Source organism: Neobacillus sp. SAB-20_R2A (assembly GCF_049568635.1).
In the GTDB taxonomy this organism is placed as follows: domain Bacteria; phylum Bacillota; class Bacilli; order Bacillales; family Cytobacillaceae; genus Neobacillus; species Neobacillus citreus.
Map to the genome: position 1 here is coordinate 3,255,337 of NZ_CP145895.1, position 12,054 is coordinate 3,267,390.

Annotated in this window: 12 protein-coding genes; 5 read left to right on the top strand and 7 right to left on the bottom strand. The window is 38.1% G+C overall.

Features of this window, described 5'->3' with window-relative positions; genetic code table 11:
* Positions 1–136 precede the first annotated feature (136 nt).
* From V5M37_RS15850 to V5M37_RS15860, 3 genes are all read right to left on the bottom strand, one after another.
* Positions 137–544, bottom strand: coding sequence for a VOC family protein (locus V5M37_RS15850; protein ID WP_423798143.1), 408 nt, complete (start codon positions 542–544; stop codon positions 137–139).
* Between the two features lie 46 nt (positions 545–590).
* Positions 591–1,370: an enoyl-CoA hydratase/isomerase family protein gene (locus tag V5M37_RS15855; protein ID WP_423798144.1), complete on the bottom strand. Its 780-nt coding sequence runs from the start codon at positions 1,368–1,370 to the stop codon at positions 591–593.
* Between the two features lie 84 nt (positions 1,371–1,454).
* Positions 1,455–2,258, bottom strand: coding sequence for an IclR family transcriptional regulator (locus V5M37_RS15860; RefSeq protein WP_423798145.1), 804 nt, complete (start codon positions 2,256–2,258; stop codon positions 1,455–1,457).
* Positions 2,259–2,793: 535 nt separating this feature from the next.
* On the opposite strand from V5M37_RS15860, the gene V5M37_RS15865 reads away from it, so the two are divergent.
* Both V5M37_RS15865 and V5M37_RS15870 read left to right on the top strand, forming a co-directional pair.
* Positions 2,794–3,339 carry a GNAT family N-acetyltransferase gene (locus V5M37_RS15865; RefSeq protein ID WP_423798146.1) on the top strand — a complete coding sequence of 182 codons (546 nt, stop codon included), beginning with the start codon at positions 2,794–2,796 and terminating at the stop codon, positions 3,337–3,339.
* A gap of 298 nt (positions 3,340–3,637) precedes the next feature.
* Positions 3,638–4,135, top strand: coding sequence for an AAA family ATPase (locus V5M37_RS15870; RefSeq protein ID WP_423798147.1), 498 nt, complete (start codon positions 3,638–3,640; stop codon positions 4,133–4,135).
* Between the two features lie 583 nt (positions 4,136–4,718).
* Here V5M37_RS15870 and V5M37_RS15875 read toward each other — a convergent pair.
* Entirely contained in the window at positions 4,719–4,964 is a 246-nt protein-coding gene (locus V5M37_RS15875) for a hypothetical protein (protein WP_423798148.1), read from the bottom strand.
* 376 nt (positions 4,965–5,340) lie between these two features.
* On the opposite strand from V5M37_RS15875, the gene dapB reads away from it, so the two are divergent.
* The gene (gene dapB / locus V5M37_RS15880) at positions 5,341–6,105 is read left to right on the top strand and encodes a 4-hydroxy-tetrahydrodipicolinate reductase (RefSeq protein WP_423798149.1); all 765 of its coding nucleotides are present in this window, start codon (positions 5,341–5,343) and stop codon (positions 6,103–6,105) included.
* 111 nt (positions 6,106–6,216) lie between these two features.
* Positions 6,217–6,498 carry a hypothetical protein gene (locus V5M37_RS15885; protein WP_423798150.1) on the top strand — a complete coding sequence of 94 codons (282 nt, stop codon included), beginning with the start codon at positions 6,217–6,219 and terminating at the stop codon, positions 6,496–6,498.
* 203 nt (positions 6,499–6,701) lie between these two features.
* Here the strand turns inward: V5M37_RS15885 and V5M37_RS15890 are convergent, their stop codons facing one another.
* The 3 genes from V5M37_RS15890 to V5M37_RS15900 all read right to left on the bottom strand — a co-directional run bounded on the left by V5M37_RS15890 (position 6,702) and on the right by V5M37_RS15900 (position 10,969).
* Positions 6,702–7,091 (bottom strand): hypothetical protein, encoded by a 390-nt coding sequence (locus V5M37_RS15890; protein WP_423798151.1) that lies wholly within the window; start codon positions 7,089–7,091, stop codon positions 6,702–6,704.
* 208 nt (positions 7,092–7,299) lie between these two features.
* Positions 7,300–8,772, bottom strand: a complete 1,473-nt coding sequence (locus V5M37_RS15895; protein ID WP_423798152.1) for a DUF2357 domain-containing protein — start codon at positions 8,770–8,772, stop codon at positions 7,300–7,302.
* A complete protein-coding gene (locus V5M37_RS15900; protein ID WP_423798153.1) occupies positions 8,747–10,969 on the bottom strand; it encodes an McrB family protein in 2,223 nt (740 codons plus the stop codon). Before V5M37_RS15900 ends, V5M37_RS15895 begins: the two co-directional genes overlap by 26 nt.
* 397 nt (positions 10,970–11,366) lie before the next feature.
* Between V5M37_RS15900 and V5M37_RS15905 the strand changes: the two genes are divergently transcribed.
* A complete protein-coding gene (locus tag V5M37_RS15905) occupies positions 11,367–11,813 on the top strand; it encodes a PaaI family thioesterase (RefSeq protein WP_423798154.1) in 447 nt (148 codons plus the stop codon).
* Positions 11,814–12,054 lie beyond the last annotated feature (241 nt).

Sequence of the window (12,054 nt, forward strand, 5' to 3'; positions counted from 1 at the left end):
AGTTAATTTACGGACCGCAAAACTATCATTAAAGGTAGAAGCTATCTCCTAAGATGGGCCTGTTGCTAGATTCGCTACCCCTTTTGGCAGTTTTGCGGCATCAAGTATCTACTCTACTTCTTTTCGGTTCGTTATTTTAACTTTTTTGAGCTCTTGGCTCATTATTCTCGGGTGCCAATTCAATGAGGACACCGTATGCATCCTTTGGATGGATAAATGAAAAATGCGTTCTGTCGAGTATGTTTAAATTCTCTTCCCTAAGTTTTGCGACAGCTTCTTTATAATTGGGATAACAGAAGCAAACATGGTGAATGCCTTCTCCATGCTTCGCTATATATTTCGCAATCACACTTTCTTCAGATGTGGGCTCCATAAGATACAAATGAAAATCACCTATTTGAACCACAACGTCCCGATACGATTCGAACGGCGCACCACCGATTTCTGAAATGACACCGCCAAACTTTTCCCCGAAGAAACGTGATGCTTCTTCAAGGTCTTTTACAGCAATCGCGAGATAAGGTACTTGCGTTACTTTGTTCACTCCACAATCCCCCTTAATATTAAAAATATACTAATCTAATAATTAGTTACCTCCCTATATATTTCGCTTCACGTTTCTCTTTAAATGCCGCGATGCCTTCCTTATAATCCTCTGTCTGCATCATAATCACTTGGCTTAACCGTTCCAATTCTAACATCTCATCTAAGTCGGAAACGAAGGACTGATTCACTAGCTTCTTCGTCATTTCGTAGGCTTTGCTTGGACCGTTTGCATATTTACTAACAAACTCCATCGCTTTTTCTTCAAATTCATCAGCTTGAAATACTCGATTTACAATGCCCCATTCGAACGCTTGCTTGGCATCGATTGGTTCTGCGCTGAAAAGCAGTTCCTTTGCCCGCTGCGCACCTACGATACGAGGTAGGAAGTATGATCCTCCTCCATCAGTTACAAGGCCAATTTTTGTAAAGCTCATAATAAATTTACTGCCTTCAGCGGCAATGATCATGTCACATGAGAGAGCGTAGTTAAAGGCAGCTCCAGCCGCGTAGCCGTGGACAAGCGCAATAACTGGTTTCTCAAATGAACGAATTGCCATAACTAATTCGTTCGTATGATATAAAGCATCATAAACACTCGTTCCTCCAAGCTTATGAAAGCTTTTTACATCCCCACCTGCACTGAACGCACGCCCAGCGCCTTGAATCGTCACAACTCGGACATCATCATTATTTCTTGCTTCTTTCAGTGCATCCATTATGCCTTGCTTCATTTCATAACTGAATGCATTCAAAGAATCGGGACGATTTAAAGTTAACTTCATGATGCCATTTTCAACTTTTACTAATAAATGTTCGTTTCCCATTAAAAAAACCACCTTAAATTTATTTTGAAAGTTAGAAATATTTTCAATAAATCTTAACCCAAGCCATCTTGGTACATGCTTTCCTTAAAATATTGTGGTAGATATTTGATGAGCTATATCTTTTAAAATTCTTCCATACGTATGAAGTTCTTCATCAGATACTTGAGAATAAAAACAATGTGTTGATAAAACATAGCGAATATCATTATTTGCATCAAATACTGGGGCAGCAACCCCACTTACCCCTAAAAAAGTCTCCTGAGAAGCTATAGCATACCCGTTACTTCTAATCACACGCAGCTGATCTTTTAATTTTGGAATTGAATCAACCGTATATTCCGTAACTTTCTTAAGACCTCCGGTGTAATCTATGATTGAATCTACCTCCTCCTCATTTAAAAAGGCTAAAAAGCATTTTCCGGTAGATGTCGTTGTCATTGGCCGAATTTGACCTAAATTTACATTAATTCGAAAGTCTTTTGTGCTTTCCTGTTTTGCTAAATAAATTACGTTATCATCGCCATATCTTTGTGAAAAAATACAGGTTTGATTGGTTAGTAGAGATGCCTTTTCAAGAAATACCTGCACTTTTTGTAAATCAATTAAATCTGAGGCCTTTTGACCCAAAAGCGTTAGAAAAAAACCTAATTTAAATGCTTTATCTTTTTCTGAGTAGGAAACCATATTGAATTTTAGGAGTGAATGCAAAATTCGAAAACTAGTACTCGGATTTAAGGCAACAGCATTGGAAATTTCGGATACAGATTTACCTTTAGGACTTTCTTCCATTAGGTATTCAAGTATTTTTACTGCATTATCAATAGCTGGCACAACATACTTTTCATTACTTATTTTTTTCGTTTTCAATCCACTTTCATCCCCTTTCATGTTCGACCTCCGTTGTTTTTATTTATAACAACAATATTTCTATACCATTACTTTCTTCAACGCAATTAGAGTACCGATCACCAGCGTGTTCATTTAAAAATATATTCGAGTTTCCATATGTAAAAAATTATATTTCATATACAAAATATATATATTTTGAATTTTTAAAAATATACACTTAACTCTAGAAGGTCATACACTTTCTTTAAAAATAAAAAACCCACCTCTAAAATGAGGCAGGCCCATCCATCTTAGTCATCCTTACACGATAGGAAAGGCTATGAAAGATGTAAAGGTTTTCTATAGAGATTACTATAATTCTCTTTGATTACAGCCAATTAAAAGTACCATCCTTGACAAAGCTTTTACCACTGAATGACCAAGAGTATAACACTGAATGACAGACAGTTTTCCACTTAATAACTGGATATTTATGTTGCAATATTGAGTGAAAATTGTGAGGAATTTTACTTAAATTAACGGCGGTTTAGTTGAACAAAGAAAAGCAAACTCTTAATATAAAAAGGGTGATAAAATGAGGAATAATAAGGTGTATTTAAGGTATTTAGAAGAAGGTGACGTAGAGCAATTACTTGAACTTCGAAGTCGAAATCGTGATTTCTTTCGATCATTTGAACCAATAAAACCTGATTCACACTATACCTTTGAAGGACAATTAAAGGAAATATGCTTATTTAAATCTGACGTAGAAAACGACAAAACTTATACATATGGTATTTTCTTAGAAACTTCCGAACAACTAATTGGTAGGATTACTTTATCAGGCATTGTTCGCGGACCTTTTCAGAATGCGAATCTTGGCTATTATTTAGACAAAGACCATAATGGTACGGGGTATACTTCTGAAGCAGTTTCTTTAATCATAAAAATTGCCTTTGAGGATTTAAATCTCCACAGAATTCAGGCTGCCGTTATGCAAAAGAATATAGCATCTATTCGAGTGCTTGAAAAGAATGGATTTAGAAAAGAAGGATTGGCAATAAATTACCTTAATATAAATGGTTCTTGGGAAAACCACTTAATTTATGCAATTACAAATGACGACAACATAAATAGTTAATTAATTAATTAATTAATATTAACTAACGGAGCATCTGGATTGACAAGGGATTGTTTTTTAAAAACCAGGACAATGAAGTTTTACACTTAAACAAACGGGTGCATTACAGGAACAACGGTAATGCTGTTTCTTATTGAAGTAACGGGCAGGCTTGTTAAAGAAGGAATATAAACGAAATTGGTAGAATAAGTGAATTGGATATAAATCTTACATCTAAATATTAATAAGAGGAAAATGTCTACGGGAACTAAACGAAGTGAAAAGTTTAAACTAAAATAAGCGCGGAGGGTTAAAAAATATGAAACAATTGGGGACGCTATACTTTTTCTGCGGAAAAATGGGAGCTGGAAAATCAACTAAATCAAAACAATTGGCGATAGATAAACATGCGGTACTGTTGTCTGAGGATGAATGGCTATCATCTCTTTATCCCAATCAGATTGCATCATTTGAGGACTATCTAAAATTCTCAGCGCAGATCAAGCCGTTGGTGAAAAAGCATGTCCAAAACATATTAAGTGTCGGTACAGATGTAGTAATGGATTTTCCAGCTAACACTCAAAAACTGCGAAAGTGGTTTTTGGATATTGCGTCAGAGGTCAATGCAAACCATCAACTAATTTTCCTTAATCTAAATAACGAGCAATGCTTACGTCAAATTGCACAAAGGCGTAACGAACAACCCGAAAGAGCAGCTTTTGACACGGAAGCGGTGTTTATTCATGTTACTAAATTTTTTGAAGCACCAGAGGCATCTGAGGGTTTAAATATTTTAGAGTTTAGCGCAAAAGAATAACAAGGAGTTCAATGATTCGTGTGTATAGGGTACCTTTTGTTCTGGGAGGTACTCTATATGATATAAAATGAATTGTGAGTAAGAAAAGTTTCAATGTATATATGTTAAAATCGATTTAACTTTGTGAAGTGGTACACTTAAACTAACGGGAGCAAGAGTTCAACCAGGGGCTGCGGTGGCGGCTCTTTTTCTTGTTCCGCTAACGTGGCAGAATAGCTGAATGGAGGAAAAAGAAAATAAAAGTAGAATTTATTTAAATGATTGAATTTGTTAATCCGAGTCAGAATAGTTCAACACCATTGATTAATTGGGAGTTAGAAGATGAAAAATAAAAAAAGAAATAGAGACGGCTTTTTTAAAGATACCCTAATTGAGTTTATATTTGAAGTGGTTTGGAACATCTTAATGTTTATACCAAGAATGATAGTTCGATTAATAGGGAACATTTGGTGAAGTTATTCTAAATAGAGCTAACGAGGGAGATTGCAAATAATCATTCTCTTTAATGTCTCTGATTAAATTACACGAAAAAATATCCACCAGAGTTTCTAACTCAAGGGTGGATTGTTTTTTCTAGCAAACACTAGTCTTCAAAGATGTCGGGAGCATGTTTGAAAGTTTTTACAAAGTCAACCAGGCAGCTTTCGCAAAGATCAAATTTCCATCTTTGTTCATCATACATTGATTCATATCCAAATGTTAAATTTAAAGAATGAAATTCATCTTGTTCGAAGCCGAAGTCAGTAATTTTTTTAGACTTTCCACACCTGTTACAAGTAATAGATTTCAGTACTTTTTTCGTTACTTGTATTTCATCAAATTCTTTCATATAAATCCCCCATTCAAAGATTCGGTTAATTACAGCATCATACTTTCATTCTACTAAAATATTAGCTAAATAACATTTTTTTCAAACAACAAATCGCAAGCCTCTCAAGTCACAGCCACTCCCCCATTCATCTAAAAATTGAAAATTAGAGTCAGACTGCCCCATCTCCGTCCTCCTGCTAGAGCCTTTTTCTATGGAAGTTATTTTGTTATCAATTATCAAAATAGTAAGCTAAAATAATAAGGTAAACCGCTTTCAGGAGGATTCATATGGCTAAACATCTGTCACAAGAGATATAGAAAAATTAGCTGTCGGCAAAAGAAAATTATTGGTAAAATAAAAACAAACTATCAACTGTTGGAAGGAATGAATGATTTTGGCTAATATTATAATTTGTGGCAGTTCAGGTAAAATGGGAAAAGTGATTTATAATATCATTTCTACTAGAGACGACAGTAAGGTTGTGGCGGGAATTGACAAGAACACAGAAGATTCCACTGATTTTCCGGTGGTGTCGACTCCTAAACAGCTCTCTGCTCTTTCAATTGAACCGGATGTCATTATTGATTTTTCTCACCCATCCGTTCTTGATGAATTACTTGATTATTGTCTCACTAACAGAGTGGCACTCGTTATTGCAACAACTGGATATAGCAAAGAAGAAGTTGAAAAGATCCATAGAGCTGCAAAAGAAATCCCTCTATTCTTCACTGCAAATATGTCTATTGGTGTAAATTTGATCGCCGAGCTAGCTAAAAAAGCGGTTTCTGTTTTAGGTGATCAGTTTGATATAGAAATCGTTGAAAAACATCATAACCAAAAGATTGATGCCCCTTCAGGCACCGCACTTATGCTTGCTGATTCGATTAACGAAGAATTAAATCATCAATATTCTTATACATACGACCGGCACAGCGTTCGTGAAAAAAGAACAAAGAAAGAAATCGGCCTTCATGCTATTCGCGGGGGCACGATCGTTGGAGAACACGATATTATTTTTGCCGGCCGGGATGAAGTCATAACTCTTTCTCATCATGCAGCTTCTAAAGAAGTATTTGCTGTTGGGGCGGTTAACGCAGCCATTTTCTTAAAAGGAAAAGAACCAGGATTATATAATATGAAAAATTTAATAGAATTCTAAAAACTACGGACCTGATTTATTTTCAAATCTGACATTAATTGTTTTAAAAACTAAAATACCCCTTTCTCGTAAAGTGGAATGTGTCAAATCTCGTATTAGCGGATTGTCCAGTTGATTCGCCAGGCAGGAGCAAAGGAAGTCCATGTAAGAATCACATCACCAATGGTTAAAAACCCTTGTTTTTATGGTGTGGATATGCCAACAAAAGAAGAGCTTTTTGCAAATAAGCATGAACATGAAAAAGCAATGGGACAAGTGATCGGAGCAGATTCATTAGCATTTTTAAGCACCGAAGGGTTATTAGAGGCCGTTGATGTAGATCTTGCAGATACTAGCAGTCGTTGTATAGCCTGTTTTAGCGGGGCTTATCCAACCAATTTGTATTTAAAATGAACAAAGATTCGTACCAATTTACTATGAAGATAGCGGTTAGCATACTCCCCCAAATTCATGCAGGTGACGATGAGTTTGGGGGAGTATGCTACCTTTTTTCAACCCCGAATTTGCTCCAAATTATAATTGAGTAATTCGAGTAATTCTACCTAACCTGATATCATATAGTTGCCAGAATCGTATAAATGATGAAAATCCACACTTCATCTGCTTACAAAAATCTTATACTGTTTACTTACGATATCTTTTAATTGCTCTAATTTTTCTTTAGTGTCAATTATTTCAAAAGGTATGAACACCTCATGTTTTTTTAAGGCAAAGCTTCTCAATTCCTTGATCTCAAAATGTAAAAGTTCTTGAATCTCTTTTTGAATAATTTTTCCTTTCATAGATTCCGGATTGCCTGGGTCAACATGCAGAATCAAACAGTTGTATCGTTTCTCACCATATAAGGTGGCAAACTTAGAATATCTTCTGCCAAAACGCTGAGGTGTATATCCTAACGATAAACTTTTTGCCGGAAGCGTGTAAGTCATTTCACCTAACCCATTTAAAAATTTATGTAGTTCACTGAAAACCTGTAATTCGTTCATTTTCTTCTCTCCTAGCATTAAGACTCGATATAGCACAGAAATAGTGAAATTTCAGGTCAGATTTCCATCGGTTAATACTTTATCTAACGTAGGCACTGACCCGAATATACGACCTGAAAAGCAAAATATTTTGATTAGTCTAATCCTCTGTTAATTCTTCTATATCAAATTGAGGGACTCTGTTTCTAAGAATTTCTTGATACACGTGTCACCTTGCCAACCGGAAGAAACTTTCTACCATCTTCTTTTTGAAAAATTCATCCTCTTCCCCAGGCATCACCCGAATGGCTCCCATACTATACCGATCATGGTAATCGTGGTGGAAATATCTCATCCCTTCCGACATTTCATCTGTTGTAGGTGTCAGAATATAAACCTCCTGAACGGCTCGCTCACCAGTATCCCGCTTGAGAATGCCATCGCGATATTTATGCATTTCACCCAGTGCCGTACCCAGATTGTCCGGAACCCGATATTTCGGGTCAAACACAATTAGGCCGTTTTCCCCTTCCAGAACAATATCCGGAATCATTTTTTGTGTGTATGTATGGAAAGTTGGCGAGTTGTATTGATAAGCACGTTGATAGTACAGGCTCACACCGCCCCGCAACTGAATTTTGCTTTCCTTATTCTCGGCCAGATTCAGAAAAATGCCATCCTTCGTCAACTTATACAAACCAGCAGAATCGACTACAAGGCCCGCTTCCCTCAGAATCCTGACTACTTTCATAAAGCACCACATTTCATACAATTGAAAGGTGTCTTTTAATGAAATCGGGTAATCAAAGCCGATGCCCTCACGGTTATGCTTATAAAGTTGGTCAAACCATTGATACCACAAGCGGTAAACGGGATGCTTTCGAAATTTTTGCGTAATCGTATAAGGGCCTTGGTTTGCCGTGACTTCGTTCATAAACGCACTGTTCAGCCAACGCTGAACAATCCCTTTATATCTCAACGCTTTGCCCGCAACCTCTTCATGTTCAACCACTTCGTACTTGCGGAGGAGCCGATACAAATCCTGTAACTGCTGCTTTAGCACTTGATTTTCGTATAGATTTCGCGTTTCTAACGTCTTTACGCTCTGGACAGTACCAGGAATTTCATTACTGTGCCCCTGCAGATCCAACCACCTTAAAGTAACCTGTTCCGAATGCTGGACCTTTTCCCGTTTCATCATCATCGTATACTTGTCCAAACGACGGAGCGGCTGCTTTTCAATTTTTGAAAAAATGTGCTTCAACTGATGAAAGAATCGATCCAAATAACTCCATTGTGTCCAAGTGATATCACGGTTTCGGCCAGATGCATTGACGTGGGTCGTCAACCCGCTGAGCTGGAAGCAGCTATTCGCCTCCGACAGGATTTCTTCCAGCATTAGGCTGAACTGTTCTTCCGTCAGTTTCCTGTCGTCCGGATAAACAAAGGTCTCAAATTCTTTACCGTTTATAAAAACCCGACCGGAGCCAGATTGAAATGGCGTCAGGAACGTGGCGAAGCCTTTCCCCTCTTTTTGAAAAAATGGTACCGGAATACCTTGAAACCTCACATCCATTTGTGTACCGTTAAAACGCAGCTTATATTCAGTCGCTTCTCTAAGATACGCATCAAAAAACGGAATCCAGCCTTGCTGCTTATCAAAAAGCTCAAGAAGATTAGCGCCAGAATTGGGTTGCACCATAATACTCTAACTCCTCTTTCATTCGTTTCACGTGCTGAAGTGAGATAGAAGCAGCACCAATATTCATGGTCAGCCATTCCTCCAAATTCGCCAGCATATCAGAAATCCGCTCATCCCCACGGACTTTAGTTAATACCTTTTCAGAGATCACCCGATCCAATGCCTCCAGCGAATCCAGTTGATACTCTTCAGGAAGCTGATGATTGGCATATAGCTTTTGCAGCATTTCCCCCATCGAACGATAGCCAAAATGCAGCTCATAAAAGGATAACATGCGATGCAATTCCCGTAAAATCGTAAACTCGTTCGCAAGCGCAGCTTTCAGATCTTGGTCGACCCGTTCCCAATACGAATCAAAATCAACATCGGATAGTGTCATGACAAAGGCTCGGTCCAAGACTTTATCTGAGATGGAATGGGTGGTTTCGTCGACATTTATGGTTCCCAACACATAGACATTCGGCGGAATCACCATTTTCTTCGGAATATCGGTAATCTGATCATCTTGATGCATCGGAATTTCCTTGCGCGATTCAACCGCACTTAGATAATCGCTCAAGTAATATTCCACACGGGCCAAGTTCATTTCATCTAATAAAATAAAATGAGGCTTATCCCGTTCTTTTAACGCATTCAGGAGAACCTGAAGGAACTCCGTTTTGACATAGCGTTTTTCAAAGGAACTATAATAACCGAACAGAGCAGTCGCATCCGTCCAGTCCGGACGCACTGGAATAATCGTAAAATACGGATTCTCACTCTCATATTCCAGACCATAAACGGCATTGGCATATAAGCGGCAAAGCTGGGTTTTCCCTGTTCCGGAAATCCCGCTTAACAGAACAAAATGCTTATCATCCAAAGCAGTCAAATTCAAATGTAAATCACGAATAATGTCATCGGAAAACGTAAATTGACTGTTAGAAATCATGTTGATGATTTCACTGAACGTAAAGTTCGGTTCCAAACCTGGTTCCGTCTCGGGATCGTCCTCTTCTCCTGTTTTGACAGTTGGGGCATCAGACGGCAATTCCAGTTTTCCTTTAACATGATGGAAGATTAGAGCAGCATCGATAAACGTTTTCTTGACCTTTTCGACCCCTTCCACAAATGACTGCGATTCATTATTGAAGCTTCCGACATAATAGGAACTTCCTTTAACCTGAATATGATGCTCATTCAACAGTCGCATCGCATTGGCCATCACCTTTGTGTTATCCGCGATTTGTGACGCGAATAACTTGGTAATCCACCATTCTTTTGTTCCGTCTCCAATTATTTCTCTAGAACTTGTGAAAATATGATTATGGCCCTCCAGCTGGACGATAATCGTCTGAAGTGGCGAGTTCTTATCATGATAGTCAAGGTAGCTGATAAACCCCTTTGTTAGCAACTGCTCACCATCATAAATATAAAAAGCCTGGCGTTTTCCCTGTTTTTGATCTTCCAATGGCCCTATATCGATAGTATAGGAACGGCCAAGCAACTGGGTTTCCTTAATGTTTCGGGTAGCGGCCAGGAGCAACAGGGCATCATATGCTCGAGTTGAAACATCAATTTCTTCGTTATAAAAACTCCGAAATGGGCCAAGCTTTTCCCAAGCGGACACAAGCTCGGCAATCAGGGATTCCTCTTCCATGTTCCCTTCCAATGGCAGACTTGTTCCAATTTCAAAGTTAGGCCGTTTCCGTGGTTTAATACAGCTTTTGACAAACGGAACAAACTCCTCTTTGGGGATCACCGACTTTTCCTTCCACCCCGTAAAAATAGAATAATCGGACGGAATCGCCTCTAGGACATCTTGAATTTTTTCGTTCCGAACCCATGCCCAAAACGGAATGAAATTCAGTTCAGAATGAATCATCAGCATTTTGCTGATCCCATCAAGTTCAAGGGTGAGGAAATTATACTCCTTGTCATCCACTTTCCGATTCAGTTTAATATAGTGTTTCCGGCCAATATCAGATTCCTTTTTCTTCTCAGCATACGTTGGATTACGGGCATCATGATAGGTAGTAGTAAGTGTCGTATCATAGCTTCTGATTATGTATTCATTCCCGAGCTGTATCCCGATTCTTTCAACAAATTGTTGAAAAACTGGTTTCACAACCGGGGAAATTTCGTCCAGCACCTTCCGGCAGCGAATTTCCGTGTTGTCCTCGTTAAATAGTGACTGAAAGTATGTAAGATTTAGCATTATTAGTTTCACCCGCTTAAAATAATTCATTGATCGTAATCTTAAACTTGTTCCGGCCTTTATGGCAGGTGTCGAGGCGCTTTAAAAGAGCGCATTTGAAATAATTAAGATTTATTTATATTCTAGCAGAATTAGGAAATTTACATCTACCAAATTTGGTGTAACTGAAGGAGAAGTTCTACCAAGTAGACACAATTTAGGGTCAAACCTGTAGCACGTTAAAACTTTTGCATGCTGGGAGGCTGACCCGCCGGCCTTTTATTATATTGCAACGTGTGCACTAGAAAATATATTTACTATTACAATCACAAACGAATTACCTAATTTACTTAAATTCGGTAATGTAGTCTAAGAATTCCGAAAAATATGATATTATTAAAAGGGAGAAATTTTAACAATGGGGGAATTATCGGTGAACAAGCAAGAATTTATGGCACATATGGAGCAGGCCTATGATACAAGCGCCATCAAACCGGAAAGTATATTTATGTTCAATATGTTGCAGTTTGAGTTTGATTATGATGATGAGGCGAAAACATGTACCATTACGTGTCCGGTAACTGACATTATGTATAACCCGGCTGGGATCGTGCACGGTGGCATCTTTACCTTTCTCGCCGACACAGCGATGGGTCATTTAAACTTTCGGCTGAAGGACGTACCTTATGTATCGCTAGAATTGAAGACCTCTTTTTTTAAAGCAACGAAATCCGGAAAATTGATTGCAACGTCTCGTTATAAGAAGGATGGCTATAAAATTTCATTCATGGAAGCGGACGTACGCAATGAAGAAGGCGAGTTATTGTGCACGACCTCCGGCACATTTTATCGATACGACAAGTAACAGAGGGTGACCAGGGGGATCGTTCTCTACTTTATTTTATTATTACTTCCTCTACATAACTACTTCAATTTACAATTTATTATTATCTTAGGCACCATCCAATAATTGGATGGTGCCTTTCTCACGATTAATTCCTTTTTGGTTTCCAACGGAGGAAACTCAACAATTTTTGTATTCATCTCGAATGAACCAGCTCATTGTATTATCTTCTTATGTAAGGAATCTGTTCTGGATCAAAAAA

Coding starts and splice junctions, on each gene's coding strand:
- V5M37_RS15905 (WP_423798154.1), top strand. CDS start 11,367: ATGGGGGAATTATCGGTGAACAAGCAAGAATTTATGGCACATATGGAG.
- V5M37_RS15860 (WP_423798145.1), bottom strand. CDS start 2,258: ATGAAAGGGGATGAAAGTGGATTGAAAACGAAAAAAATAAGTAATGAA.
- V5M37_RS15865 (WP_423798146.1), top strand. CDS start 2,794: ATGAGGAATAATAAGGTGTATTTAAGGTATTTAGAAGAAGGTGACGTA.
- V5M37_RS15875 (WP_423798148.1), bottom strand. CDS start 4,964: ATGAAAGAATTTGATGAAATACAAGTAACGAAAAAAGTACTGAAATCT.
- V5M37_RS15890 (WP_423798151.1), bottom strand. CDS start 7,091: ATGAACGAATTACAGGTTTTCAGTGAACTACATAAATTTTTAAATGGG.
- V5M37_RS15870 (WP_423798147.1), top strand. CDS start 3,638: ATGAAACAATTGGGGACGCTATACTTTTTCTGCGGAAAAATGGGAGCT.
- V5M37_RS15855 (WP_423798144.1), bottom strand. CDS start 1,370: ATGGGAAACGAACATTTATTAGTAAAAGTTGAAAATGGCATCATGAAG.
- V5M37_RS15895 (WP_423798152.1), bottom strand. CDS start 8,772: ATGGTGCAACCCAATTCTGGCGCTAATCTTCTTGAGCTTTTTGATAAG.
- V5M37_RS15900 (WP_423798153.1), bottom strand. CDS start 10,969: ATGCTAAATCTTACATACTTTCAGTCACTATTTAACGAGGACAACACG.